Raw genomic sequence first — 25,133 nt, forward strand, 5'->3', positions numbered from 1 at the left:
CTTGAGCACTCACAACATGACCTTTTCCACTGCGAGTCATCGACTCATCTGTCCGAGTTACGCACCCCCGATTTAACAGCCGCTTAAAGCTAAAATTGTCGGGGGCTCGCCCCGGTCCGGTTAACCGGATGGAAAGATGCGCGCGTGATCCTGGGCCCGCAGAGTGAAAGGAATCGGCCAATGATCAGTTGGAACCGCGTGAATGAACTGCGCGATGAAATCGGTGAAGAGGATTTTGCCGAAGTCGCCGAGATTTTCCTGGAGGAGGTCGAGGAGGTGATCGACCGCTTGCGGTGCGATCCGCAACCTGCCCAGTTCGAACAGGATCTGCATTTCCTGAAAAGCTCGTCGCTGAACCTGGGTTTTGACGCGCTGTCGAAAATCTGCAGCACCGGGGAACGCCAGGCCGCGGCGGGCGAATTCGACCCCGCCGGCCTTGGCGCCGTTTTTTCCACGTTCGAAGCTTCGAAAGAGGCCTTCCTCGCTAGATGATGAACTCCGCCAGAACCTCGTCCTGGGTAATGTCCGACCAGACGAAACCTTCGGCATCGAGCTTGGCGAAGAGCGCGTCGAAGTTTTCCGGCGCCGAGGTTTCGATCCCGATCAGCACCGACCCGAAATTGCGCGCGGATTTCTTCAGGTACTCGAACCGGGCAATATCGTCATCCGGCCCCAGCATCTCCAGGAAATCGCGCAGCGCGCCGGGACGTTGCGGCAGGCGCAGCAGGAAGTACTTCTTCAGCCCCGAATAGCGCTGCGCCCGCTCCTTGACCTCCGGCAACCGTTCGAAATCGAAATTCCCGCCCGAGGTCACGCAGACCACGGTCTTGCCCTTGATCTGATCCGCCAGATCCGCCAGCACATCCACCGACAGCGCGCCGGCGGGCTCCAGCACCACGCCTTCGACATTCAGCATCTCCAGGATCGTGGTGCAGATACGGTCCTCCGGCGCGGCCAGCACATGGTGCGGCGGCACACCCTTCAGCGCCGCAAAGGGCCGTGCGCCAATGCGCGCCACTGCGGCGCCATCAACGAAACTGTCCACCTTGTCGAGCTTTACCGGCTCCCCCGCCGCAATTGCCGCGGACAGGCTGGCGCCGCCCTCGGGCTCGACGTAGCGAATGGCGACATCCGGCGCGACCTCACCCAGAAACCGCGTGACCCCGGCCGACAGCCCGCCGCCGCCCACCGGCAACACCACCATATCCGGAGCGCGCCCCAGTTGAGCCATGATCTCGGCAGAAACGGATGCCTGCCCCTCGATCACGTCCTCATCGTCGAAAGGGGCAAGGAAATGCCCGCCCACCTCGGCGCAATAGGCCTGAGCCGCGGCCAGCGTATCGTCGAAATAGTCACCAATCATGCGGATTTCGACCGAGTCACCGCCAAAGATACGGGTCTTGTCGATTTTCTGCTGCGGCGTTGTCACCGGCATGAAGACCACACCGCGCACCCCGAAATGCCGCGCCACATAGGCCACGCCCTGCGCATGGTTGCCAGCGCTCGCACAGACGAAAACGGCCTGATCGGGATCCGCCGCCAGCGCCTTGCCCATCGCATTCAGCGCGCCACGGATCTTGTAGCTGCGCACCGGCGAAAGATCCTCGCGCTTCAACCAGATATCCGCCCCGAACCGCGCGGACAGATGGTCGTTTCTCTGGAGTGGCGTTGCGGGGAAGATCGCCCGCATCTGCTGTTCGGCCACACGGGCCTTTCGGATGAAGTCACTCATAGACACAGGTCTGGCGAATATACGCCGCCGGATCAAGCTCGATACGGCGGGAACAAGCTGATGTCACTTTTTCGCCATGAAAAAGATGTGCCGCCGCCCAATTTTCAGGAAAGATTTGCTGACAGGCAACGAGAAGGTAGTTGGAGATGAAAATCCTGCAGAAAAGCATTGCGGCGCTCGCCATGACGGCGCTGGTTCTTCCGGCGGTTTCGACGACCGCGGCTCTTCTGACCACAGATGCGGCATACGCCAAGGGCGGTAATGGTGGCGGTGGCGGAAACGGTGGCGGCGGTGGAAACGGCGGCGGCGGTGGAAATGGCGGCGGCGGTGGAAATGGCGGCGGCAGCGCCAGCAACTCTGAAAGCGGCGGCGGAAACGGAAACCGTGGTGGCAGCAGCAATCGAGGCGGCAATGCCAACCGTGCCGACAAGGCCCCGAACATTGCCAGCATCCTGAAGGGCGCCAACGCCTATCGCGCCAGCGAAACGGCCCGCCAGAACGCGTCTCCGAACAGCCGCGTTGGCAAGGTAGAGGCCTATTATCAGGCATCGGTGGCAGCCGTTGAGACAAAGACTCAGGTTGAAACCGAACTTGCCGCTTTGACACAGCCGGATGTGAATGATCCCGCCTTCCAGGTCGAGGTCACGACCACGACGGAGGTAATCGACCCGGCGACTGGCGCACCGCAAATCGATCCGGCTACCGGCGAGGTGGTCACGACAACGACCACAACCACCGAATTCAGCCAGGAGCTGTACGATGTGGCCGTCAACGAATACAACGCTGAACTGGACCGTCTCAACGGGTTGGTGGACAGCGCGGAACACGCCGAAAACGACGCGCTGTTGGAGCTGACTGACGGCCGCGGGCTGGACTCAGATGCCGAGGCATTCCTCCGCGAGCAGCTCGAAATCGAGGAATATGTGGAGCCCACCTCGTAACGCGTCTATCGCTCAATGATTTCAAAGGGCGGCCTTCGGGTCGCCCTTTTGCGTGTCAGCCCCACCACCAACCTTGCTCCCACCGACAAGATCGGATAAGCGCGCGAGGAACCGCTCGTGAAAGGGAAAATGATGATCTCGTCCAACACCGCACCGCAATCTGCGCCCAAGAAGGTTGTCCTGGCCTATTCCGGTGGCCTTGATACCTCGATCATCCTGAAATGGCTGCAGACCGAATATGGCTGCGAAGTGATCACCTTTACCGCCGACCTGGGCCAGGGTGAGGAACTGGAACCCGCCCGCACCAAGGCCGAGATGCTGGGCATCAAACCCGAAAACATCCATATCGAGGATCTGCGCGAGGAATTCGTGCGCGACTATGTCTTCCCGATGTTCCGCGCCAATGCGCAGTATGAAGGCCTGTATCTGCTGGGCACCTCGATCGCGCGCCCGCTGATCTCGAAACGCCTGGTCGAGATCGCCGCCGAACACGGCGCCGACGCCGTGTCGCATGGCGCCACCGGCAAGGGCAACGACCAGGTGCGGTTCGAACTGGCGGCCTATGCGTTGAACCCGGAAATCGTGGTGATTGCGCCCTGGCGTGAATGGGACCTGGGTTCGCGCACCAAACTGCTGGAATTCGCCGAGCAGCACCAGATCCCCGTCGCCAAGGACAAGCGTGGCGAGGCCCCGTTTTCAGTCGATGCGAACCTTCTGCACACCTCGTCGGAAGGCAAGGTTCTGGAAGATCCGGCCGAGGACGCGCCCGATTACGTCTACCAGCGCACCGTGCATCCCGAAGAGGCCCCGGACACGCCCGAATTCATTGAAATCGGCTTTGAAAAGGGCGATGCGGTATCGATCAATGGCGAAGCCATGTCGCCCGCAACCATCCTGACCGAGCTGAACGAATATGGCCGCAAACATGGCATCGGCCGTCTGGACCTGGTCGAGGGCCGCTATGTCGGCATGAAGTCGCGCGGCATATACGAGACCCCCGGCGGCACCATCCTTCTGGACGCCCACCGCGGCATCGAGTCGATCACCATGGACCGCGGCGCGATGCACCTGAAAGACGAGCTCATGCCGAAATATGCAGAGCTGCTCTACAACGGTTACTGGTTCAGCCCGGAACGCGAAATGCTGCAAGCCGCGATCGACCTGAGCCAGGAACACGTCACCGGCACCGTGCGCATGAAGCTCTACAAGGGTCTGGCCCGTGTGGTCGGCCGCTGGTCGGATCACTCGCTCTATTCCGAAGAACACGTGACCTTCGAAGAGGACATGGGCGCCTACGATCAGACCGACGCCGCCGGCTTCATCCAGCTGAACGCGCTGCGCCTGAAACTGATTGCCATGCGCAACCGCCGCATCAAGCCCTGAGCTTGCGCGACGTCACCGTTGCTGCAACCGGAATGCCCGCCTAACCATGGCGGGCATTCTGTTTTGGGAGGAACCGATGCCGCTGACTGCCATTGCCGAAGGGATCAACGCCAACCTGCCCGAGGGCGGGTTTGACGGATCGCTGAAATTCGACTGCGGCGCGGACGGGGTGATCGTTCTGACGGGCGGCACCACCTCGACCCGGGATCAGGACACGGATTGCACCATTCGCCTGACCACCGAAAACCTGACCAAGCTGCTGACCGGCAAGCTGAACCCGATGACCGGGGTGATGATGGGCAAGCTGAAACTGTCCGGCAATGCGGGCGTGGCGATGAAGCTGGGGGCGTTGCTCAAGGCGTGATCTTTTCCGCCTTCAACCGCTCATAATACGGCAGCGCCGCCTGAAACACGTCCTGCAAATGTTCCGGCACTTCCGGCAGCACCCCCTCGGCCCCGGCGAAACCCGTGCTGTTCCACACCGCGCCGTACCAATGTTTGGCCCAGACGCCATCATCCTTGTGACCCCCTTTGGGCCAGGACAGCATCGCGGGATCCCAGTCGAGCTCGATCGCTTCGCAGAGTTTATTCAGCATCCCTTCGGGATCGTCGCGGATGTCGTGGCTGTCGATCACCGTGCCGCCGAACTGGTCGAACAGTTCGGCCTGTTGCCGGAAACCGATATCCTCCAACGTCGGGTTTTCCCGTTTCGCCGCGTATGATGCGATCACGCGCGCCGGGTGGCGGATCAGGAAGAGATTGGTGCACTCGGCAATCCAGCCGCGCGGCACACCGTCCACCATGTGCTGGGTCATGTGTTTCTGATAGAAATGCGGCTTGGCCCCGGGGTTCGGACCGGTCAGCGACGCCACCACTTCGTCCGGATCCTGCGATTGGCTCGCCAGGATTTCCCCCTGCATCGGATGCTGAGCCCCGGTCCTTGCCAGATAGGCCGCATAGAACGGTTCATCCACCACCGCGCAATCGGCGCGATTGCCAAAAGAATACATCATCGCCGTCGACAGGTTGCGCGGCCCGGACCACATGGCGATCTTCATGAGGCGATCCTCATTTCGCTATTTCCTGCTGGATCAGAGCCTTGTAGAGCCCGCGCAACCGTTCCGTCACCGGACCCATCTGCCCAGTGCCGATCTGCCGCCCGTCGATCATGCCAACCGGAGTCTGTGCGCCGAACGTGCCGGTCAGAAACGCCTCGTCTGCGCCGTAGGTATCGACCAGCGAGTAGTTGCGTTCAGACACCGCGATCCCGTTTGCGCGGCACAGGTCGATCACCTTGGCCCTGGTGATCCCGTTCATGCAGTAATCCCCGGTCGAGGTCCAAACCTCCCCCTTGCGCACGATGAAGAAGTTGCAGGCGTTGGTCGTGTTTACGAAGCCGTTCACGTCCAGCATCAGCCCCTCGTCCGCGCCGGCCTTTTCGGCGGCGATACAGGCCAGAATGCAGTTCAGTTTCGAATGCGAGTTCAGCTTCGGGTCCTGCGTCATTGGCAGCCCCCGAATATGCGGCACGGTGGCCAGGGTGATCGGGCGCGGAATGGACGGGCGCGAATGTTCCATGATGATGGTCACGGTCGGACCCTGCCGGCTCAATCCCGGATGCTGGAACGGACGGGTTTTCACCCCACGCGTCACCATCAGGCGGGCGTGGGCATCCGTCACCATACCATTGGCCTTTTGTGTCTCTAACACGGCGGAAATGACCTCGTCCCGGGTCATGCCAATGTCCAGGTCGATCGCCTTGGCCGCCTCGAACAACCGATCCATGTGTTCGTCGATAAAGGCCCAGTGCCCGTCATAAAGCCGCAAGCCTTCCCACACACCGTCGCCCAGCATGAATCCCGCGTCATAGACGCTGACGACCGCTTCGGCCTTGGGCACGACCCGGCCGTTCAGCCAGATCAGGATATCCTCGTTGCGGGCGTCCTCTTCGGCCTGATGAGTGGTCACGTGATCGGTCATTTGGCCTCCTGCCTGTCAAGAAATGCATCGGTCTCAGCGCGGGTGGGAATTGCATCGGCGGTTCCAGGGCGCGTCACCTGGATGGCCGAGGCCGCCTGGCCCAGGCGCAGGGCCTTGGGCAGGTCCAGCCCCTGGTCCAGCCCGGCCACGAACGTGCCGATGAAACAATCCCCGGCCCCGGTTGTGTCCACCGGGGTCACTGCGAAGGCCGGCAGGGAAATCTCCTCCGGACCCAGCCAGATCACTCCCTTGGCGCCACGGGTAATCAACCGGTCGGGCAAGGCGAAGTTGCCCAGCGCGGACTGCAACTGCGCGGCTTCGACCTCGTTCATCACCAGAAGGTCGGTATCGGGCAGCATCTCCTGCACCGCCTCCACCGAAAAGGGCGCGGCGGAATAGACCACGCGCATCCCCTTGGCCCGCGCCAGCCCGGCGGCCTCCCGCCCAAGGTTGGTTTCGTTCTGAAGCAGCAGAAAATCCCCTTCCTGTGCGTCGGCCAGGGCCGTTTCAAGATGCGTTAGAGACTGTTTCAGATTGGCGCCCGGGAAAATGACGATCATGTTCTCGCCCGCCTTGTCGACGCAGATATTCGCGTGACCTGTGGCCTCTTCGACCTCCGCCACGCGGGTTTCGACGCCGAAACCCTGCAAGTGTTCAACCCAGGGTCCGCCTTCAACCCCTACCGCACCGACATGTACAGCGCGGGCCCCGGCCCGGGCCACCGCCACCGACTGGTTCGCGCCCTTCCCCCCCAGCCCGGTCGCGTGAGCACTGGCTGCAAGCGTTTCCCCCGGCGCCGGGATATGCGGCACGCGGTAGACATGGTCGATATTGATCGAGCCGAGGTTATAGACGGTCATCTCCCCTCCGGGTTTTCAGCGGAGGGGAGCAGAGATCAGCCGATCTTGCAAGCGGCAAGCATCGCCATGTTCAGGATGTCATTCGCGGTCGAGGCCGACGAGCAAATCTGGATCGGCTTGCCCGTGCCCGACAGAATCGGGCCGATGACCGTGGCGCCCGCAAGCTCCTGCATCATCTTCACCGAGATCGACGAGCTGTGGCGCGCCGGCATGACCAGGATATTGGCCGGGCCGGACAGTTTGCAGAATGGGTACTGCGCCATGATCTCTTCGTTCAGGGCCACATCCGCCGTCATCTCGCCGTCGAATTCGAAATCCACACCGCGCCGGGCCAGTATGTCCGGAGCGACGTGCATCTTTTCGGCGCGCTCCGAGACCGGGTAGCCGAAGGTCGAGAAGCTGACGAAAGCCACGCGCGGATCCAGGCCCAGACCGCGGGCCACCCGGGCGGCGGCTTCGGCGATATTGGCCAGGTCTTCGCTTTCCGGCCATTCATGCACCAGCGTATCCGCAACCAGCACGATGCGCCCCTTGATCAGCAGCGCGGTAATGCCGACCGCGCCGTCCGAAGCCTCGGCGTCGAATACATGGTTGATCAGTTGCAGCACATGGGCCGATTTGCGCGTCGCGCCCGTGACCAGCCCGTCGCCGTGGCCATGGGCCAGCATCAGCGAGGCAAACACGTGGCGATCCCGCGCGGCGAGGCGGTGAATGTCGTGCTGATCGAACCCCTGACGCTGCAGGCGGTCATAGAGGAAATCCTTGTAGGTGGCCAGGTGCTGGGTGTTGGCGGCGTTGACCACGCGCAACTCGCGCACGGCATCGGCCAGGCCCTCGGCCTCGAGCTTCTGTTTCACGTCTTCTTCGCGCCCGACGACCAGCGCACGACCGAAACCGTTGCGTTGATATTGCACGGCGGCGCGCAACACCTGCGGGTCGTCGCCCTCGGCAAAGATCATCGTGGACTGGGCCTGACGCGCCCGCGCCGTGATGCCACGCAGGATCGAGGCGGTCGGGTCCATGCGCGATTTCAGCGTCAGTTCATAGGCGTCCATGTCGATGATCGGACGCCGCGCCACGCCGGTGTTCATGCCCGCCCTGGCGACCGCAGGCGGCACCACATGGATCAGGCGCGGATCAAACGGCGTCGGGATGATGTAATCGCGGCCAAAGGTCAGCTTCTTGCCATAGGCCATGGCAACCTCATCCGGCACATCCTCGCGGGCAAGCTCGGCCAGGGCCTCGGCGCAGGCGATTTTCATCTCGTCGTTGATCGCGCGGGCGTGGATGTCCAGCGCACCGCGGAACAGGTAAGGAAAGCCCAGCACGTTGTTGACCTGGTTCGGATAATCCGACCGGCCGGTGGCGACGATCGCGTCATTGCGCACCTCGTGGGCCTCTTCCGGGGTGATTTCCGGATCCGGGTTGGCCATGGCGAAGATGACCGGGTTGTCCGCCATCGCCTTTACCATCTCCTGCGTCACGGCCCCCTTGACCGAGACGCCCAGGAACACGTCCGCGCCCTCCATCGCCTCTTCCAGCGTGCGCAGATCGGTTTTGACCGCATGAGCCGATTTCCACTGGTTCATGCCCGCGGTACGGCCCTGATAGATCACGCCCTTGGTGTCGCAGACGATGCAGTTCTCATGCCGCGCGCCCATGGATTTGAGCAGCTCGATACAGGCTATGCCCGCAGCCCCCGCGCCGTTCAGGACAATCTTCACATCCTCGATCTTCTTGCCCGACAGGTGCAGCGCGTTGATCAGACCGGCGGCACAGATCACCGCCGTGCCGTGCTGGTCATCGTGAAAGACCGGGATGTCCATCTCTTCCTTGAGCTTCTGCTCGATGATGAAACATTCCGGCGCCTTGATGTCTTCGAGGTTTATGCCGCCGAAGGTCGGACCCATCAGCCTGACCGCCTCGATGAACTTGTCCGGATCCTCGGTGTCCAGCTCGATGTCGATCGAGTTCACGTCGGCAAAGCGTTTGAACAGGACCGCCTTGCCTTCCATCACCGGTTTCGAGCCCAGCGCGCCCAGATTGCCAAGGCCCAGAACCGCTGTCCCGTTCGAGATCACCGCGACCAGATTGCCCTTGTTGGTATAGTCGTAAGCGGTGGCAGGATCGGCCGCGATCCGCTCGCAGGGGACCGCCACACCGGGAGAATAGGCCAACGACAGGTCGCGCTGCGTGGTCATCGGGACCGAAGGCGTAACCTCGAACTTGCCCGGGGTCGGGTCGATGTGAAAGGCAAGCGCCTCTTCGTCGGTAATTCTGGCTTTGGGCATCTGTTCTGTCTCTCGTTGCGGTCGTCCTCGGCGCATCACCCTTACAGGGGGCTTCGCCGGGTCTCAACCGCCTTTTGCGCATGATTATGTCTTTCACCCCGGCATTTTGCGCAATTGTTGAAAAGCTGTTTCCTTTCGTATCGCAATTTTCGGAATTCGCGAACCGTGTGGCCCGGAATTTTGTACAGGACCGGGCTTTCCCTGCTGATTTTCCCGCCCGTCCGCCTTACCCTCCGCACGAGCAGTAGCGGAGTTTGCACGTGTCCAAGACAATCCTCCTGACCGGCGGCGCCGGGTTCATCGGGTCCCACACCTATGTCGAGCTGATGGCTGCGGGCTATGAGGTCGTGATCATCGACGATTTCTCGAACGCCCATCGCGACGTGCCGGACCGGCTGGAGGTCATCACCGGCGGCAAGGTCACTTGTTACGAGGGCGACGTGCTGGACGGCAGCCTTCTGGATCGCATTTTTGCCGAACATGACATTGCCGCCGCGGTGCATTTCGCCGCCAGAAAAGCGGTGGGGGAAAGCACGGAAATCCCGCTCGAATACATGCAGGCCAATATTGCCGGGCTCTACTCCCTGCTGGCCGCGATGAAGAGAGCCGGGGTCTTTACCCTTGTCTTTTCCTCCAGCTGCACCGTCTACGGCGACCCGGACAGCCTGCCCGTCACCGAAGAGGCCCCGCGCAGTTTTTCGCACCCCTACGGGTTCACCAAACTGACCTGCGAACAGTCGCTGGAACAGATCGCCCTTCACGATCCGCGCTGGGCCTTCGGCATCCTGCGCTATTTCAACCCGGCGGGCGCCCATGCCACCGGGCTCATAGGCGAGGATCCAAACGACATTCCGAACAACCTCATGCCCTATATCTCCAAGGTTGCCACCGGCGAATTGGAGCGCTTGGGCGTGTTCGGCAATGACTACCCAACCCCGGACGGAACCGGCGTGCGTGACTATATTCACGTGACCGACCTGGCGCAGGGGCATGTGCTGTCGCTGAAGGCGCTTCTGGACAGCGGCGACAGCCACACGGTAAACCTTGGCACGGGTCGGGGCTATTCCGTGCTCGACATGCTGCAGGCTTACGAACGGGCCTGCGGTTTTGACCTGCCACATGAAATCCTGCCCCGCCGCCCCGGCGATATCGCCGAGGTTTATGGCGATCCGTCCAAGGCGCAGGACGTGCTGGGCTTTCGGGCGCAGCTCGGGCTTGACGACATGTGCGCCAGCTCCTGGAACTGGATTTCCCGCAGAAAGAACACCTGACCCCCTTTCGCCCCCCCGGCCCAATCCGTAATCTGTGCGGACACAGACCAGGGGGCACAGGTGAACGCAGCGAAATCCGCCGTGACGCCGATGATGGCGCAGTATCTCGAGATCAAGTCCGGCTACCCGGATGCGCTCCTGTTCTACCGCATGGGCGATTTCTATGAGATGTTCTTCGAGGACGCCGTTGCTGCGGCCGAGGCGCTGGACATTGCGCTGACCAAACGCGGCAAGCACCTGGGCGAGGACATTCCCATGTGCGGCGTGCCTGTTCATTCGGCCGAAGGCTATTTCCTCACCCTCATTCGCAAGGGGTTTCGCGTTGCCGTCTGCGAACAGATGGAAAGCCCGGCGGAGGCGAAGAAACGCGGCTCGAAATCCGTCGTGAAACGGGGGGTGGTCCGCCTGGTCACACCCGGCACCCTGACCGAAGACAGCCTGCTGGAGGCGCGTCGCCACAACTTCCTCGCCGCCTATCACGAGGTGCGCGATGACGCGGCGCTGGCCTGGGTCGACATCTCCACCGGCGCATTTCGCGTCATGCCCTGCCCGCCCGTGCGCCTGTCCCCCGAGCTTGCCCGCCTCGCCCCACGCGAACTGGTTGTCAGCGAGGGAAAAGAGGCGGATCTGGCCGGAACAGTCACTGAACTGGGCGCATCGCTCACCCCGCTGGGCCGCGCCGCTTTCGACAGTACCGGGGCGGGGAAACGGCTGAAAGACCTCTACGGCGTTGGTGATCTGGAGGCGTTCGGCCAGTTCTCCCGCGCTGAATTGGGGGCGATGGGCGCAATTATCGAATATCTGGACATTACCCAGAAGGGCAAACTGCCGCTGCTGCGCGCACCGGTAAAGGAAATGGCCCATGGCACGATGCAGATCGACGCGGCCACCCGGCGCAATCTGGAGCTGACCCAAGCCATGTCCGGGGGCCGCGAGGGCTCGCTGCTTGCCGCCATAGACCGGACCGTGACCGCCGGTGGCGGACGTCTGCTGGAGCGGCGTATCTCGTCGCCCTCCCGCGACCTGCCCGAGATCCATGCACGGCTTGAAAACCTGCGTTTCCTGCTGGAACAGGGTCGTTTGGCCACCGATCTGCGCGATGCCCTGCGCCGGGCCCCCGACATGGACCGCGCCCTGTCGCGCCTGGGCCTGGACCGCGGCGGCCCCCGCGACCTGGCGGCGATCCGCAACGGGCTGGCCGCGGCTCTGGACATCGCCGGACTTCTGCCCGCCGACATCCCCGCGAAGCTGGCCGAGGCTGGCGCCGCCCTGACCGGCCATGACGACCTGCTTGACCTGCTGGATCAAAGCCTGATCGCCGAACCGCCCCTTCTGGCCCGCGATGGCGGCTTTATTGCGCCGGGCTATGACCGGGATCTGGACGAGGCACGCCAGTTGCGCGACGAGGGCCGCGGCGTGATTGCCGGAATGCAGGCGGACTATGCCGAACAGACCGGCATTTCGAGCTTGAAGGTCAAACACAACAATGTGCTGGGCTATTTCATCGAAACCACGGCCACCCATGCCGACAAGATGCTGAACCCGCCCCTGTCGGAACATTTCATCCACCGCCAGACCACCGCCAATGCCGTGCGGTTCACCACCGTGGCCCTGTCGGAGATGGAAACCAAAATCCTCAACGCCGGCGCCCGCGCTCTGGAGATCGAAAAACGGCTCTATTCAACCCTGACCGGCGCTATTCTGGAGCGAAATGCCCAGATCGCCGAAGCCGCCCGCGCCCTGTCCGAAATCGACCTTGCCACCAGCTTTGCCGATCTCGCCCGGGCCGAGGATTGGTGCGCCCCGGTCGTCGATGACTCGCGCAGTTTCCAGATCACCGGTGGCCGCCACCCGGTGGTGGAACGCGCGCTGAAACGCGATGGCGAACCCTTCATTGCCAATGATTGCACCCTGGCCGACGGCACGGATGGCGCGGATATCTGGCTTCTGACGGGTCCGAACATGGCCGGTAAATCGACCTTCCTGCGCCAGAACGCGCTGATCGCCCTGCTTGCGCAGACCGGCAGCTACGTGCCCGCGCGCAAGGCCCATATCGGCCTGGTGTCTCAACTGTTCAGCCGCGTCGGCGCCTCCGACGACCTCGCGCGCGGCCGCTCGACCTTCATGGTCGAAATGGTCGAAACCGCCGCGATCCTGAACCAGGCCGATGACCGCGCGCTGGTGATTCTCGACGAAATCGGCCGCGGCACGGCGACCTATGACGGTCTGTCCATCGCCTGGGCCACCCTGGAACATCTGCACGAAACCAACCTCTCGCGCGCACTGTTTGCGACGCACTATCACGAGCTGACCCAGCTCGCCGGAAAACTGCCCGGTGTCGACAATGCCACCATCGCCGTGAAGGAATGGGAAGGCGAGGTCATCTTCCTGCACGAGGTCCGCAAGGGCGCGGCCGACCGCAGCTACGGCGTGCAGGTCGCCAAGCTCGCCGGCCTGCCCGCAAGCGTGGTTGAACGCGCCCGCGTGGTCCTGGAGGCGCTGGAAAAAGGCGAACGCGAGGGCAGGCAGCAAAAGGCAATCATCGACGATCTGCCCTTGTTCGCCACCACCCCTGCCCTGGTTGCGGCACCCGCAACCCCCTCGCAGGTCGAAGAAAAACTCGCCGGGATACATCCCGACGAACTCACACCCCGAGACGCCCTGAATCTGGTCTACGAACTCCGAAAGATGCTGGAGGGCTGACCCTCTTTCATCTTTCAGGAAATATCCTGGGGGTCCGGGGGCAAAGCCCCCGGCCGGTCGGATTGCAAAGCAATTCGAAATCAGCCTGGCGTCGATGACACCCCGACCTGCGCCGGCCGGAGCAGCCGATCATGCAGCATGAAACCTTCCGCCATTACCTGGATGATGTCGCCCGCTTTGGTGTTCGGCACCGGGGCTTCGAACATCGCCTGATGATATTCGGGGTCAAACTTCTCGCCCACTTCCGGCGAGACGATGCGAATGCCGTGTTTCTCGAAGATGTTCAGAAGCTCTCGCATGGTCAGCTCAATCCCTTCGATCAGGGCTTTCGACGCCTCGCGCTGCTCTTCGGAAATGGCTTCCATCGCGCGTTTCATGTTGTCGAACACCGGCAGCATGTCGCGCGCCAGCTTCGAGCCGCCATATTGCTCGGCCTCGCGCCGATCCCGCTCGCCGCGCTTGCGCGTGTTTTCCGCATCCGCCAGCGCGCGCATGAAGCGGTCGCGCATGTCGTCACGTTCGGCCCGCAACTGCTCCACCTCGTCGGCGGCCTCCACTTCGGCAGGCCCTGCCGTGTCTCCGTTCTGCTCGGCCATCAGCTCTTCGATCGCCGCTTCCACATCAATGTTATTCTTCGCGTCCGTCATCTATTCCAACCTTCACCCGCGATCCGAGATCAGCTTACCGACCAGTTGCGCCGTGTAATCGACGATGGGCACGATCCGCCCATAGTTCAGCCTGGTCGGACCAATCACACCCACGGCGCCAATGATCTTACGATCAGCGTTCATATATGGGGAAACCACCAAAGAGCTACCCGAAAGTGAGAAAAGTTTGTTTTCCGACCCGATAAAAATGCGCACACCCTCGCCATCCTCGGCCAATTCGAGGAAATCGGCGATATCACGCTTACGCTCCAGGTCGTCGAACAGCGAGCGGATGCGGTCCAGGTCCGCCTGATCCGCCGCATCCAGCAGATTCGACCTCCCCCGCACGATCAGACGCTCATAGGATTCACCCTCGTTTTCCCACAGCGCCGCGCCGCTCTCGACCAGCTCGGCGGCCAGCGCATCCAGCTCCTGCCGCCGCGCCTTGATTTCCGCCACCATGACCCGGCGCAGCTCGCCGATCGTGCGCCCCTCGGCCAGGGCATTCAGGAAATTCGCCGCTTCGCGCATCGAGCTCGGCGTCTGCCCCGGCGGCGGCGTAAAGACGCGGTTCTCCACATGACCATCGGCAAAGACCAGCACCACCAGCGCGCGGTCGTGGGCCAGCGACACGAATTCGATATGCTTGATCGGCGCTTCGTGTTTGGGCGCCAGCACCAGGCTCGCGCCTGCGGTCATTCCTGACAGGGCAGCCCCGACCCGGTCCAGCATCTGTCCGACATCCGGTTCCGTCCCGCCCAGGGTCGCGTCGATCTTCTGCCGGTCGGAGCCGTCCAGCTCGCTCACCTCCAGCAACCCGTCGACGAACATGCGCAGCCCCTGCTCGGTCGGGATACGCCCGGCGGAAACATGGGGACTGTCCAAAAGCCCCATCAGCTCCAGATCCGACATCACATTGCGGATCGTCGCAGCCGACACCTTTTCGGTCAGGCTGCGTGTCAGCGTACGCGAGCCGACCGGCTCCCCGGTCTCCAGATAGCCTTCGACCAGGCGCCGGAACACCTCGCGCGACCGCGCATTCATCTCTTCCAACAGCTTTGGAGCATCCGTCATGCTATCTCGCCTTGCCTTTTCGCGGGCCTTGTGTGACTGACATTTCGACTTTTTACAAAGGGGAATGCCATGCGCCCGTCTGGTCGAAATGTAGATGAAATGCGCCCGATTTCAATTGAAGTCGGCGTGACGAAACACGCCGAGGGCTCCTGCCTGATCAAAGTGGGCGATACGCACGTGCTGTGCACCGCCACGCTGGAAGAGCGCGTACCGCCCTTCCTGCGCAACTCCGGCAAGGGCTGGGTCACTGCCGAATACGGCATGCTGCCCCGCTCCACCACCTCGCGCATGCGCCGCGAGGCATCAGCCGGCAAGCAGGGTGGAAGAACTGTTGAAATTCAAAGGCTTATCGGTCGATCTCTGCGCGCTGGGGTGGATTTCCAGGCCCTGGGCGAACGTCAGATCACCGTGGACTGTGACGTGATCCAGGCCGATGGCGGCACCCGCTGCGCAGCGATCACCGGCGGTTGGGTCGCCCTGCGCCTGGCGGTCAACAAGCTCCTGAAAGCGGGCGACGTCAAGATGGATCCGATCCTCGACAATGTCGCTGCGGTGTCCTGCGGCATCTACGCCGGTCAACCAGTTCTGGATCTGGACTACCCCGAGGACTCCGAAGCCGGCGTTGACGGCAATTTCGTCATGACCGCAGGCGGCAAGCAGATCGAAGTGCAGATGTCCGCCGAGGGCTCGACCTTTACCCGCGACCAGATGAATCATCTTATGGATCTGGCCGACAAGGGCGTGGCCGAGCTGGTCGCGGCCCAGAACGAGGCGGTCAAATGACCCGGGCCTTCGACGGCGACAGGCTGGTCATCGCCTCGCATAACGCGGGCAAGATTCGCGAGATCGGCGCGCTGCTCAAGCCGTTCGGCGTCACCGTCGTTTCTGCCGGCGATCTCGGGCTCGACGAGCCCGAGGAGACCGAGGACAATTTCGCCGGCAATGCCCGCATCAAGGCGCATTTCGCCGCCAAGGCCGCCGGCCTGCCCGCGCTTTCCGATGATAGCGGCATTACCGTTGACGCGCTGGACGGCCAGCCCGGCGTCTACACTGCCGATTGGGCCGAAACGCCGAATGGCCGCGATTTCCCGATGGCGATGACCAAGGTCTGGACGCTGCTTGAGGAAAAATCCGCGCCCGAGCCGCGCTCCGCCGCCTTCAACTGCACACTATGCCTTGCCTGGCCCGATGGCCATGACGAGATTTTCGAAGGCATCGTGCGCGGTGCAGTCTCCTGGCCGATGCGGGGCGATCAGGGCTTTGGATTTGACCCGATCTTCGTGCCCGAGGGCCATTCCCAGACCTTTGGCGAGATGGACCCGGCGCAGAAACACGCAATGAGCCACCGGGCGGATGCGTTCGCCAAGCTGGTTTCGGGCTGTTTTGGCCGGAATAGTGACTGATCTGGCGCTTGAGAACTGGCAAGAGGCCGGGTTCGGCCTCTACCTTCATTGGCCCTTCTGCGCGGCCAAATGCCCCTACTGCGATTTCAACAGCCATGTCAGCCGGTCGATCGATCAGGAGGCATGGCAGCGCGCCTACCTGTCCGAAATCGACCGCTACGCCGAGGCGACCCCCGGGCGCGTGCTGGACAGCATCTATTTCGGCGGCGGAACCCCGTCACTGATGGATCCAGCCTTGGTCGGTGCGATTCTGGACCGTATTTCCGACCACTGGACCCTGGGCAACAATGTCGAGATAACGCTGGAGGCCAATCCGACCTCCATCGAGGCGGCCAAATTCGCCGGATACCGCGCGGGTGGGGTAAATCGCGTTTCGGTCGGCGTGCAGGCGCTGAACGATGCCGACCTGCGCAGGCTTGGGCGGATACATTCCGTGGACGAAGCAAAACAGGCGCTGGCGCTGGCGAAATCCACCTTCGATCGCGTGAATTTCGACCTGATCTATTCGCGCCAGGATCAATCGCTGGACGACTGGCGCGCCGAACTCGACCAAGCGCTCGACATGGGCCCGGACCACCTGTCGCTCTACCAGTTGACCATCGAAGAAGGGACCGCCTTTGGCGACCGCTTTGCTGCGGGTGGTTTGCGTGGGCTTCCGGGCGATGATCTGGCGGTGGATCAGTATTTCCTGACGCAGGAGCTCTGTGAAGCCGCCGGTCTGCCCGCCTATGAGGTCTCCAATCACGCCCGGCCCGGCGAAGAAAGCCGGCACAATATGATTTATTGGCAGGCCGGCGACTGGATCGGCATTGGCCCCGGCGCCCATGGCCGCCTGACCCTGACAGGTCGGCGCATCGGTACGGAAACGCCGCTCTCCCCGACGGAGTGGCTCAAGACCCCCGGCGAAAGCGCCCGGGAAGACATCCCATTGGACGAACAGGCCATCGAATACCTGCTCATGGGTCTGCGCCTGCGCGAGGGGATCGGTCTGGAGCGTCTGAAGTCCCGTTTCGGAATGGCTCTGGACCCACAGAAGCTCAATACCCTGCTGGAGCTGGGTCTGATCGAACTCGACGGCCCCACCCTGCGCACATCACGCGAAGGGCGGCCCGTTCTGAATGCAATCCTGCGTGAACTGCTATCGGATTAGACGCTGAGTTTTCCGCAAATATCGTCGAGCTGATCCAGATCGGCGTAACGGATTGTCACGACGCCGCTTTCCCCGCCCGGTTTGTGATCTATCGTCACCTTCATGCCCATGGCGGCGGACAGATCGCCCTCCAAGGCCCGCGTATCCGCGTCCTTTTCGGGTTTCGTGGAGGATTTGGCGCTTTTCGACGCCGGCTTCGGCCCCTTGGCCAGCCGTTCCGCATCACGCACCGACAACCCTTTGGCGGCAATCTGCTTGCCCAGCCCAATCGGATCCTCGGCCGTGACCAGTGCGCGGGCATGCCCGGCGGTCAGCGCACCGTCGATCACCATGTCCTGCACCTCGTCCGGCAGGTTCAACAGGCGCAGCAGGTTGGCGATATGCGACCGGCTTTTGCCCAGCGCCTCCGAAACTTTCTCCTGCGTGTGCCCGAAACGGTTCATCAGGTCGCGATAGCCCTGCGCCTCTTCAATCGCATTCAGATCGGCACGCTGGATGTTTTCGATAATCGCGACTTCCAGGGCCTCGGTGTCGTTATATTCGCGAATGATTGCAGGGACTTCGTGAAGCTGTGCCTGTTGCGCGGCGCGCCAGCGGCGCTCTCCCGCCACGATCTCGTACGTGTCGTCATCCCTTGGGTTTTTACGCAGGATCAGCGGCTGGATCACGCCCTTTTCCCGGATCGAGTTGGCCAGATCATCCAACCGTTCCTTGGTGAAATGACGCCGCGGCTGGTCCGGGTTGGGAAATATCCGCTCCACCGGCACCATCTGATCCGCCCGGCGCGGCCGATCTGGTGCCGCTTCCGGCTCCTGGCTCACATCCGCCATGAGGGCCGACAGCCCCCGCCCCAATCCGCCGCTCGGTTTCCGTGCCATTGCCGCCTCCTATCGTGCGATCAGTTCTTGAGCCAGCGCCGTATAGGCCAGCGCGCCCTTGGATGCCGGATCATAGGCCATAACCGGCAAAGCGAAAGAGGGGGCCTCGGACACCCGCACATTGCGCGGAATGACCGTGCCGAAGACCAGATCGCCCAGGTTGGCACGCGCATCCTCCTCGACCTGGCGCGACAGGTTGTTGCGCGCATCATACATGGTCAGCACGATGCCCTCGATCCTGAGCCCCTTGTTGGCCGAGGCCCGCACCTCGCGCACCGTCAACATCAACTGGCTCAGCCCTTCCAGTGCAAAAAACTCGCTCTGCAGCGGGACCAGCACCGAATCTGCCGCCACCATCGCGTTGACCGTCAACAGGTTCAGCGACGGCGGGCAGTCAATCAGCACATAATCGAAGCCCAGGGTTTCAATCCCCGGGTCGCGCAGCGCATCATGCAGCAGAAAACTGCGTTTTTCATTGGAAACCAGCTCAATATCGGCCGAGGACAGGTCCGTCGTCGCCGGAGTCAGATACAGCCCCTCGACCCCGGTTTTCATCACCACCTCGGCAATCGGCGCCTCGTCCACCAGCAGGTCATAGGTCGTGCGTTTGCGGTCGGCGACATCCACGCCCAGCCCGGTTGAGCAGTTGCCCTGCGGATCCAGATCTACAAGCAGAACCGCCTTGCCTTGCGAGGCAAGCGCGGCGCCCAGATTGATGGCCGTCGTGGTCTTTCCCACCCCGCCCTTCTGGTTCGTCACGGCTATGATCTTTGGTCGCTGGGGGCGAATCGGGTCAGGCACGGCGGATGTCTCCCAGAGAAAGAATGACGGCTTCGGAACTGGTTTTGCTGGGATATGTATCCGCCCGGAAGGTCCACTTTTCAAGCGCTTCCTGCATTTCCGCCGCGTGGTTTGCTCCTTTCAGGAACAGGGCGCGGCCATTGGGTGACAGGTGTCTTTCCGCGTAGCTCAGAAGTTGGGCTAGCGGGGCCAAAGCGCGGGCAGACAGGATATCCGCGCCCAGGGGGTCAACCTGTTCGATTCGCTTGGAAATCACGTCTGCCTTCACCCCGATCTCCCGCGCGACGGTGCGCAGGAAGGTCGCTTTGCGCAGATCGCTTTCAATGCAGGTCACGCGCAGGTCGGGGCGTTTTTCCGCCGCCAATATAGCGACAATAAGGCCGGGAAAGCCGCCGCCGGTGCCGATATCCACCCAGGTTCGACCTTCGGGCGCAATCTCCAGCACCTGTGCGCTGTCCAGAAAGTGCCGGGTCCAGAGCTGGCCCAGCGTGGACGGCGCCACCAGGTTGATCGCCGGATTCCATTTGGTCAGCAGCCCGGCATACCCGTCCAGCCGCGCCAATGTTTCACGTGAAACATCCACCTGGGTTAGAAAGCCCGCCCTTTCGTCGCTCATGCCTGTTTTGCCCGTTCCGCCTGACGCAGTTTCGCCAGGATCAAGGTCAGCGCCGCGGGGGTGACGCCCTCGACCCGCCCGGCCTGAGCCAGCGTGCGAGGCCGCGCGGCGGCCAATTTGGCCGACAGCTCGTTCGATAGGCCTTCCAGCCCGTGATAATCGAAATCGGACGGGATTTCATGCGCTTCGTCCCGTTGCAACGCTTCGACATCGCGCTTCTGCCGCTCGATATAATTGGCATAGAGCGCATCCTTGGCAATCTGGTCGCGAATCGGCGCCTCTATTGTCTCCAGGCCCGGCTCCAGGCCAAGAAGGTCGTCAAATGCAATGTCCGGGAAGCTCAGCAGTTCAAAACCGCTGCGCTTGGTGCCATCCTTGCGCACCTGAATACCGGTCTTTTCGACCTCCTGCGGAGAAAAGCGGCGGGCGGTCAGCATCTCTTTCGCCTCGGCCAGTTTCTTGACCTTTTCCTCGAAGGCGGCACGGCGCGTCTCGCCAACCAGTCCGAGCTCGATCCCCATTGGTGTAAGCCGCTGGTCCGCATTATCCGCGCGCAGCGACAGCCGGAACTCGGCGCGCGAGGTGAACATTCGATAGGGCTCTGTCACCCCGCGGGTGATCAGGTCGTCGATCATCACCCCGATATAGGAATTCGAGCGCGAGAAGATCACAGGGCCCTGCCCCTTGATCTTGAGGGACGCATTCAGACCGGCCACAAGACCTTGTGCTGCGGCCTCTTCGTACCCGGTGGTGCCGTTGATCTGCCCGGCCAGGAATAAGCCGGGCACGTCACGCAGTTCCAGCGTTTCGGTCAGTGCGCGCGGGTCAACGTAGTCATATTCGATCGCATAGCCAGGCTGGAGGATCTTCGCATTCTCCAACCCGAAGATCGAGCGAACGTAATCTTCCTGCACTTCGACGGGCAGAGATGTGCTGATTCCGTTCGGATAGACGGTATCGTCGTCCAACCCTTCGGGCTCCAGAAATACCTGGTGGCTTTCCTTGTCGGCAAAGCGCACGATCTTGTCCTCGATCGACGGGCAGTAGCGCGGCCCGACCCCGTCGATATGCCCGCCATACATGGCGCTGCGGTCGAGGTTCTGCCGAATGATCTCATGCGTACGGGCATTCGTATGGGTGATTCCGCAGGCAACCTGCCGCGCAAACGGCTTGTCATGCAGGAACGAGAACATCTCGGGCGCCTTATCGCCCGGCTGGCTATCCAGCGCCTCCCAATTGATGGTTTTCCCATCCAGACGCGGTGGCGTCCCGGTTTTCAACCGGGCCAGAGGCAGACCGAAGCCATCGATACGCTCGGCCAGCCGGATCGAGGGCCGGTCTCCCATCCGCCCACCATCCGTGCGCACATCACCGATGTGGATGACCCCGCGCAGAAAGGTGCCGGTGGTCAGGATCACCGCGCCTGCACGAATCTCGGAGCCATCCGCCAGAACCACGCCGGTCACGGTATTGCCCTGCATGATCATGTCCGTGACCTCGCCTTCGATCACCTGAAGGTTCGGCTGGGCGCGAATCTCCGCTTGCATTTCCGTGCGATATATCTTGCGATCAGATTGCGCGCGGGGGCCTTGTACCGCGGGGCCCTTGCGACGATTGAGCAGGCGAAACTGGATGCCTGCCTTGTCCGCAACACGGCCCATGACGCCGTCCAGCGCATCCACCTCGCGCACCAGGTGGCCCTTGCCGAGACCGCCGATCGCGGGGTTGCAGGACATCACGCCGATCCCGTCGATCCGAAGCGTGATCAGCGCGGTGCGCACACCCATGCGTGCAGAAGCATGGGCGGCATCGGCACCCGCGTGCCCGCCCCCGACAACGATCACATCGAAATCAGACTGTTTCACGTGAAACACTCCTTGTTGGCTCATTCCTGATGTTTCACGTGAAACATCGCCTACACAGTTCTATTTTCCCAGACAGAAAGACGCGAAGATCTCGTCCAGGATATTCTCCACATCGATCCGCCCGACCAGAGAATCAAGGGCACGGATCGCGGTACGCAGTTCTTCCGCCGCGAGTTCCGCACGGTCGGGTCCGTTCAATACCTCGATTCGCGCGTATTCCAAAACCTCCAGCGCCTTGAGAATCGCCAGCCGGTGGCGTTCGCGTGTCGCCGTTCCCGCCTGCGCCGCGCGTCCCCGCAGCACCTGAGAGGCCCGCACGATCAGCTCATCCACACCCTGACCGGTCTTGCCTGACAGAGAAAACCCCTCCGCCCCGCGCAAATCCGCCTTGCCATGCGCAATCACATCCCCGTCCTGCGGCGTGACCCCCTGCACATCCCCGGTCTCATCCAACAGGAACACACGCAGATCCGCCGCCGCCGCCCGCGCCTTGGCGCGTTCAATGCCGATCCCTTCGACGTGGTCGTCGGTCTCACGCAACCCGGCGGTATCCAGCACCGTGACCGGCAGCCCGTCCAGTTCCATGCGCACCTCGATCACGTCGCGTGTCGTGCCCGCATATTCCGAGGTAATCGCGGCCTCGCGCCCCGCCAGCGCATTCAGAAGCGTCGACTTGCCGATATTGGGCGGGCCGATGATGGCGATCTCGAACCCTTCGCGAATGCGTTCGGAAATCCGCGCGCCCTCGCCTTCGACCCGCAGGGAGGCCTCGACCCGGTCCAGAAGCTCCAGCACCTCCGGCGAGACATCCACCGGCACATCCTCATCCGCGAAGTCGATCGTTGCTTCCAGCAGCGCCGCGGCGCGGATCAGATCGGCGCGCCAGACCTCCGCCTTGTCGCCCAGAGCGCCGGACAGCACGCGAAACGCCTGTTTGCGCTGCGCCTCGGTCTCGGCATCGATCAGATCGGCCAGCCCTTCGACCTGGGCCAGGTCCAGGCATTCGTTCTCCAATGCGCGACGGGTGAATTCACCGGGATCCGCCAGACGCAGACCTTCGATTTGCCCCAGCACCCGCAGGACCGCGTTGACCACGGCCGACGAGCCATGCAGCTGCAGTTCGACCACGTCCTCGCCGGTAAAGCTTGCCCCGGCGTCGAAGCGCAGCACCAGCGCCTCGTCCAGCACCTCGCCATCCCAGGAAAGCCGCCGCAAGGCCGCATGGCGCGCCGCCGGCAGCGCGCAGAGCTGCGCGCAGGCCAAAAACGCAGATGGCCCGGAAATCCGGACCACCGCCACGCCGGCCTTGCCCTGCGCAGAAGCAAGTGCGTAGATCGTACCCATGACTAACCCATTGATATAGAAGGTTTATGCGTTCATCGAGTCGAAGAAGTCGCCGTTCGTCTTGGTCTGTTTCAGCTTCGAGATCAGGAATTCGATCGCATCCGTGGTGCCCATCGGGTTCAGGATGCGGCGCAGAACATAGGTCTTCTGCAAGTCCCTGCTCTCGACCAGCAGATCCTCTTTCCGGGTGCCGGACTTGAGAATATCCATCGCCGGGAAGACGCGCTTGTCGGCGACCTTGCGGTCCAGCACGATCTCGGAGTTGCCGGTGCCCTTGAACTCTTCGAAGATGACCTCGTCCATGCGCGACCCGGTGTCGATCAGCGCTGTGGCAATGATGGTCAGCGAGCCGCCTTCCTCGATGTTGCGCGCCGCACCGAAGAACCGTTTCGGCCGTTGCAGGGCGTTGGCATCGACACCACCGGTCAGCACCTTGCCCGAGCTGGGCACCGTGGTGTTGAAGGCACGGCCCAGACGGGTGATCGAATCCAGCAAGATCACCACGTCGCGCTTGTGTTCGACCAGCCGCTTGGCCTTTTCGATCACCATCTCGGACACAGCCACGTGGCGCGAGGCGGGCTCATCGAAGGTCGAGCTGACCACCTCCCCTTTCACGGACCGCTGCATGTCGGTGACTTCCTCGGGGCGTTCGTCGATCAAGAGCACGATCAGATAGCATTCCGGGTGGTTCGCCTCGATCGAATGGGCGATGTTCTGCAACAGGACCGTCTTGCCGGTCCGCGGCGGGGCCACGATCAGCGACCGCTGACCCTTGCCGATCGGCGCCACCAGGTCGATGATACGCGCAGAGCGATCCTTGATGGTCGGATCCTCGATCTCCATCTTCAGCCGCTCATCCGGGTAGAGCGGCGTCAGGTTGTCGAACGCCACCTTGTGCTTGGCCTCGGCCGGGTCGGCGAAGTTGATTTTCTCAACCAGGGTGATCGCGAAATAGCTCTCGTTGTCGCCGGGCGCGGATATGATCCCTTCGATCGTGTCCCCGGTGCGCAGCGAGAACTGGCGGATCATGTCGGGCGAAACATAGATGTCGTCGGGGCCCGGCAGGTAGTTCGCCTCGGGCGAGCGCAGGAAGCCGAAACCGTCCTGCAGCACTTCCAGCACGCCATCGCCGCCGATGACCCATTCGTCATCCGCCCGCTCGCGCAGGATCGAGAACATCAGCTCTCCCTTGCGCATGGTCGAGGCGTTTTCGATTTCCAGATCCTCGGCCATCGCCACCAGGTCTTTGGGGCTGCGGGCCTTGAGCTCGGCAAGGTTCAGACGGTCTTGTGACATGAAATACTCCACGCGCTGTTCAGCGCGGTCTTGTGTTCTGTTCCGGGAAACAGCGTACGGCCGGACGGCCTGCTTGACGGCTATCTAAGCAGATGGCCCGCGTGAGTCAACGCATGTGGCACCAGAGGCCACACAGGGCGCGTCAGAACTTGTAGATCACCGAAAAGACGATCACCAGCATCAACAGCGTCGGAACCTCGTTCATCACGCGGTAACGGCGTCCTGTGAGCGTGTTGGTGCCCGCAACGAACTCCTTGCGCCGTGCCGCAAGCCACATGTGAAACCAGGTCATGGCGATCACGCTCAACCCCTTGGTCCAGGGCCAGACCATGTCCCAGCCGACAATGCCCGGTGTCAGAACAAGGACGAGACCGAAAATCCAGGTCGAGATCATCGCAGGGTTCATGATCGCCTTCAGCAGCCGCCGTTCCATGGTCTGGAACAACGTGTCGGTCTCATTGCCCGTTCCCACAACTTCGACGTGGTAGACGAACAGGCGCGGCAGGTAGAACAGGCCGGCCATCCAGGCGATCACACTGACGATATGCATCGCTTTCGCGAAATTGTAGAACGTGATCAGGACGTCTTGCATGTTCTCAGCCTTTGCTCGGGGTGTTCTGGGCGAACCCTCTCGGACCTTCCATATAAAATAAAAGAAAGAAAGAAAAAGATGATGATTTGGATAGGGCCTGTGGACAACGGGGATTATTGATTTGTCCCCAGTGTTCTCCGGGGTGGTCTTGCGCTGTGGATTTCTGCGGGGAAAAGGGCAGCTTCGGTGTCATTTCAAGGCTTTAAAGATGTTAAACTTCGGGGATAACCGCCGGGGCAAATGTTAAACAACCCGGTTTTCCCGCGTTGCAAAGTTTAAACCTTCCACGGTGGATCGACCCGGGAA

The 25,133-nt window shown here is 62.2% G+C and carries 23 protein-coding genes; 9 read left to right on the plus strand and 14 right to left on the minus strand.

Features of this window, described 5'->3' with window-relative positions:
- Positions 1–180: 180 nt before the first annotated feature.
- Positions 181–492, plus strand: coding sequence for an Hpt domain-containing protein (locus Q1V43_RS12450; protein ID WP_300518410.1), 312 nt, complete (start codon positions 181–183; stop codon positions 490–492).
- Here the strand turns inward: Q1V43_RS12450 and ilvA are convergent.
- Positions 485–1,732 (minus strand): threonine ammonia-lyase IlvA, encoded by a 1,248-nt coding sequence (gene ilvA, locus Q1V43_RS12455; RefSeq protein WP_300518412.1) that lies wholly within the window; start codon positions 1,730–1,732, stop codon positions 485–487. The two genes, Q1V43_RS12450 and ilvA, sit on opposite strands and share 8 nt — an antisense overlap.
- Before the next feature lie 146 nt (positions 1,733–1,878).
- On the opposite strand from ilvA, the gene Q1V43_RS12460 reads away from it, so the two are divergent.
- The 3 genes from Q1V43_RS12460 (at position 1,879) to Q1V43_RS12470 (ending at position 4,420) form a co-directional block, all read left to right on the plus strand.
- On the plus strand, positions 1,879–2,673 hold the full coding sequence (locus tag Q1V43_RS12460) for a hypothetical protein (RefSeq protein WP_300518415.1): 795 nt from the start codon (positions 1,879–1,881) through the stop codon (positions 2,671–2,673).
- 132 nt (positions 2,674–2,805) lie between these two features.
- Positions 2,806–4,056: an argininosuccinate synthase gene (locus Q1V43_RS12465; protein WP_300518551.1), complete on the plus strand. Its 1,251-nt coding sequence runs from the start codon at positions 2,806–2,808 to the stop codon at positions 4,054–4,056.
- A 76-nt stretch (positions 4,057–4,132) separates the two neighbouring features.
- Entirely contained in the window at positions 4,133–4,420 is a 288-nt protein-coding gene (locus tag Q1V43_RS12470) for an SCP2 sterol-binding domain-containing protein (RefSeq protein ID WP_300518417.1), read from the plus strand.
- Here the strand turns inward: Q1V43_RS12470 and Q1V43_RS12475 are convergent.
- From Q1V43_RS12475 to Q1V43_RS12490, 4 genes are read right to left on the minus strand one after another with little or no spacing between them, the layout of a single operon-like run.
- Positions 4,410–5,114 carry an HAD family hydrolase gene (locus Q1V43_RS12475; RefSeq protein ID WP_300518420.1) on the minus strand — a complete coding sequence of 235 codons (705 nt, stop codon included), beginning with the start codon at positions 5,112–5,114 and terminating at the stop codon, positions 4,410–4,412. The genes Q1V43_RS12470 and Q1V43_RS12475 overlap by 11 nt on opposite strands.
- Before the next feature lie 10 nt (positions 5,115–5,124).
- Positions 5,125–6,036 carry a D-amino acid aminotransferase gene (locus Q1V43_RS12480; protein WP_300518422.1) on the minus strand — a complete coding sequence of 304 codons (912 nt, stop codon included), beginning with the start codon at positions 6,034–6,036 and terminating at the stop codon, positions 5,125–5,127.
- Complete coding sequence (locus Q1V43_RS12485) at positions 6,033–6,896, minus strand: ribokinase (protein ID WP_300518424.1); 864 nt, start codon at positions 6,894–6,896, stop codon at positions 6,033–6,035. The genes Q1V43_RS12480 and Q1V43_RS12485 overlap by 4 nt, the downstream gene beginning before the upstream one ends.
- A 35-nt stretch (positions 6,897–6,931) precedes the next feature.
- The gene (locus Q1V43_RS12490) at positions 6,932–9,187 is read right to left on the minus strand and encodes an NADP-dependent malic enzyme (protein WP_300518427.1); all 2,256 of its coding nucleotides are present in this window, start codon (positions 9,185–9,187) and stop codon (positions 6,932–6,934) included.
- Positions 9,188–9,447: 260 nt separating this feature from the next.
- Here Q1V43_RS12490 and galE point away from each other — a divergent pair, with 260 nt between their 5' ends.
- Both galE and mutS read left to right on the plus strand, forming a co-directional pair.
- Positions 9,448–10,458, plus strand: coding sequence for a UDP-glucose 4-epimerase GalE (gene galE, locus Q1V43_RS12495; RefSeq protein WP_300518430.1), 1,011 nt, complete (start codon positions 9,448–9,450; stop codon positions 10,456–10,458).
- A 90-nt stretch (positions 10,459–10,548) separates the two neighbouring features.
- Positions 10,549–13,161 (plus strand): DNA mismatch repair protein MutS, encoded by a 2,613-nt coding sequence (mutS, locus tag Q1V43_RS12500; protein WP_300518553.1) that lies wholly within the window; start codon positions 10,549–10,551, stop codon positions 13,159–13,161.
- 80 nt (positions 13,162–13,241) lie between these two features.
- On the opposite strand, the gene Q1V43_RS12505 is transcribed toward mutS, so the two are convergent.
- Positions 13,242–13,757 carry a nucleotide exchange factor GrpE gene (locus Q1V43_RS12505; RefSeq protein WP_300518555.1) on the minus strand — a complete coding sequence of 172 codons (516 nt, stop codon included), beginning with the start codon at positions 13,755–13,757 and terminating at the stop codon, positions 13,242–13,244.
- A 63-nt stretch (positions 13,758–13,820) separates the two neighbouring features.
- Positions 13,821–14,882, minus strand: a complete 1,062-nt coding sequence (hrcA, locus tag Q1V43_RS12510) for a heat-inducible transcriptional repressor HrcA (protein WP_300518433.1) — start codon at positions 14,880–14,882, stop codon at positions 13,821–13,823.
- A 69-nt stretch (positions 14,883–14,951) separates the two neighbouring features.
- On the opposite strand from hrcA, the gene rph reads away from it, so the two are divergent.
- From rph to hemW, 3 genes are read left to right on the plus strand one after another with little or no spacing between them, the layout of a single operon-like run.
- Positions 14,952–15,665 (plus strand): ribonuclease PH, encoded by a 714-nt coding sequence (gene rph, locus Q1V43_RS12515; RefSeq protein ID WP_300518436.1) that lies wholly within the window; start codon positions 14,952–14,954, stop codon positions 15,663–15,665.
- On the plus strand, positions 15,662–16,285 hold the full coding sequence (gene rdgB, locus Q1V43_RS12520) for an RdgB/HAM1 family non-canonical purine NTP pyrophosphatase (protein WP_300518439.1): 624 nt from the start codon (positions 15,662–15,664) through the stop codon (positions 16,283–16,285). Before rph ends, rdgB begins: the two co-directional genes overlap by 4 nt.
- The gene (gene hemW / locus Q1V43_RS12525) at positions 16,236–17,435 is read left to right on the plus strand and encodes a radical SAM family heme chaperone HemW (protein ID WP_300518441.1); all 1,200 of its coding nucleotides are present in this window, start codon (positions 16,236–16,238) and stop codon (positions 17,433–17,435) included. Before rdgB ends, hemW begins: the two co-directional genes overlap by 50 nt.
- Here the strand turns inward: hemW and Q1V43_RS12530 are convergent.
- From Q1V43_RS12530 to Q1V43_RS12560, 7 genes are all read right to left on the minus strand, one after another.
- Positions 17,432–18,313 (minus strand): ParB/RepB/Spo0J family partition protein, encoded by an 882-nt coding sequence (locus Q1V43_RS12530; RefSeq protein WP_300518443.1) that lies wholly within the window; start codon positions 18,311–18,313, stop codon positions 17,432–17,434. The two genes, hemW and Q1V43_RS12530, sit on opposite strands and share 4 nt — an antisense overlap.
- A 9-nt stretch (positions 18,314–18,322) precedes the next feature.
- Positions 18,323–19,114 (minus strand): AAA family ATPase, encoded by a 792-nt coding sequence (locus tag Q1V43_RS12535; RefSeq protein WP_300518446.1) that lies wholly within the window; start codon positions 19,112–19,114, stop codon positions 18,323–18,325.
- Positions 19,107–19,730 (minus strand): 16S rRNA (guanine(527)-N(7))-methyltransferase RsmG, encoded by a 624-nt coding sequence (gene rsmG / locus Q1V43_RS12540; protein ID WP_300518448.1) that lies wholly within the window; start codon positions 19,728–19,730, stop codon positions 19,107–19,109. The genes Q1V43_RS12535 and rsmG overlap by 8 nt, the downstream gene beginning before the upstream one ends.
- Positions 19,727–21,604 (minus strand): tRNA uridine-5-carboxymethylaminomethyl(34) synthesis enzyme MnmG, encoded by a 1,878-nt coding sequence (gene mnmG / locus Q1V43_RS12545; protein WP_300518557.1) that lies wholly within the window; start codon positions 21,602–21,604, stop codon positions 19,727–19,729. Before mnmG ends, rsmG begins: the two co-directional genes overlap by 4 nt.
- A gap of 51 nt (positions 21,605–21,655) precedes the next feature.
- Entirely contained in the window at positions 21,656–22,939 is a 1,284-nt protein-coding gene (gene mnmE, locus Q1V43_RS12550) for a tRNA uridine-5-carboxymethylaminomethyl(34) synthesis GTPase MnmE (protein WP_300518450.1), read from the minus strand.
- Between the two features lie 24 nt (positions 22,940–22,963).
- Complete coding sequence (rho, locus tag Q1V43_RS12555; RefSeq protein WP_300518453.1) at positions 22,964–24,235, minus strand: transcription termination factor Rho; 1,272 nt, start codon at positions 24,233–24,235, stop codon at positions 22,964–22,966.
- Positions 24,236–24,377: 142 nt separating this feature from the next.
- Positions 24,378–24,827: a CopD family protein gene (locus Q1V43_RS12560; protein ID WP_300518456.1), complete on the minus strand. Its 450-nt coding sequence runs from the start codon at positions 24,825–24,827 to the stop codon at positions 24,378–24,380.
- Positions 24,828–25,133: the final 306 nt, after the last annotated feature.

Origin of the sequence: Aliiroseovarius sp. (genome assembly GCF_030148435.1) — a bacterium.
In the GTDB taxonomy this organism is placed as follows: Bacteria; Pseudomonadota; Alphaproteobacteria; order Rhodobacterales; family Rhodobacteraceae; genus JASBTN01.

What these genes read in the sequence shown, in the direction of transcription:
- Q1V43_RS12450 (WP_300518410.1), top strand. Translation starts at nt 181, where the DNA reads ATGATCAGTTGGAACCGCGTGAATGAACTGCGCGATGAAATCGGTGAA.
- ilvA (WP_300518412.1), bottom strand. Translation starts at nt 1,732, where the DNA reads ATGAGTGACTTCATCCGAAAGGCCCGTGTGGCCGAACAGCAGATGCGG.
- Q1V43_RS12460 (WP_300518415.1), top strand. Translation starts at nt 1,879, where the DNA reads ATGAAAATCCTGCAGAAAAGCATTGCGGCGCTCGCCATGACGGCGCTG.
- Q1V43_RS12465 (WP_300518551.1), top strand. Translation starts at nt 2,806, where the DNA reads ATGATCTCGTCCAACACCGCACCGCAATCTGCGCCCAAGAAGGTTGTC.
- Q1V43_RS12470 (WP_300518417.1), top strand. Translation starts at nt 4,133, where the DNA reads ATGCCGCTGACTGCCATTGCCGAAGGGATCAACGCCAACCTGCCCGAG.
- Q1V43_RS12475 (WP_300518420.1), bottom strand. Translation starts at nt 5,114, where the DNA reads ATGAAGATCGCCATGTGGTCCGGGCCGCGCAACCTGTCGACGGCGATG.
- Q1V43_RS12480 (WP_300518422.1), bottom strand. Translation starts at nt 6,036, where the DNA reads ATGACCGATCACGTGACCACTCATCAGGCCGAAGAGGACGCCCGCAAC.
- Q1V43_RS12485 (WP_300518424.1), bottom strand. Translation starts at nt 6,896, where the DNA reads ATGACCGTCTATAACCTCGGCTCGATCAATATCGACCATGTCTACCGC.
- Q1V43_RS12490 (WP_300518427.1), bottom strand. Translation starts at nt 9,187, where the DNA reads ATGCCCAAAGCCAGAATTACCGACGAAGAGGCGCTTGCCTTTCACATC.
- mutS (WP_300518553.1), top strand. Translation starts at nt 10,549, where the DNA reads ATGATGGCGCAGTATCTCGAGATCAAGTCCGGCTACCCGGATGCGCTC.
- Q1V43_RS12505 (WP_300518555.1), bottom strand. Translation starts at nt 13,757, where the DNA reads ATGGCCGAGCAGAACGGAGACACGGCAGGGCCTGCCGAAGTGGAGGCC.
- hrcA (WP_300518433.1), bottom strand. Translation starts at nt 14,882, where the DNA reads ATGACGGATGCTCCAAAGCTGTTGGAAGAGATGAATGCGCGGTCGCGC.
- rph (WP_300518436.1), top strand. Translation starts at nt 14,952, where the DNA reads ATGCGCCCGTCTGGTCGAAATGTAGATGAAATGCGCCCGATTTCAATT.
- rdgB (WP_300518439.1), top strand. Translation starts at nt 15,662, where the DNA reads ATGACCCGGGCCTTCGACGGCGACAGGCTGGTCATCGCCTCGCATAAC.
- hemW (WP_300518441.1), top strand. Translation starts at nt 16,236, where the DNA reads ATGCGTTCGCCAAGCTGGTTTCGGGCTGTTTTGGCCGGAATAGTGACT.
- Q1V43_RS12530 (WP_300518443.1), bottom strand. Translation starts at nt 18,313, where the DNA reads ATGGCACGGAAACCGAGCGGCGGATTGGGGCGGGGGCTGTCGGCCCTC.
- rsmG (WP_300518448.1), bottom strand. Translation starts at nt 19,730, where the DNA reads ATGAGCGACGAAAGGGCGGGCTTTCTAACCCAGGTGGATGTTTCACGT.
- mnmE (WP_300518450.1), bottom strand. Translation starts at nt 22,939, where the DNA reads ATGGGTACGATCTACGCACTTGCTTCTGCGCAGGGCAAGGCCGGCGTG.
- rho (WP_300518453.1), bottom strand. Translation starts at nt 24,235, where the DNA reads ATGTCACAAGACCGTCTGAACCTTGCCGAGCTCAAGGCCCGCAGCCCC.
- Q1V43_RS12560 (WP_300518456.1), bottom strand. Translation starts at nt 24,827, where the DNA reads ATGCAAGACGTCCTGATCACGTTCTACAATTTCGCGAAAGCGATGCAT.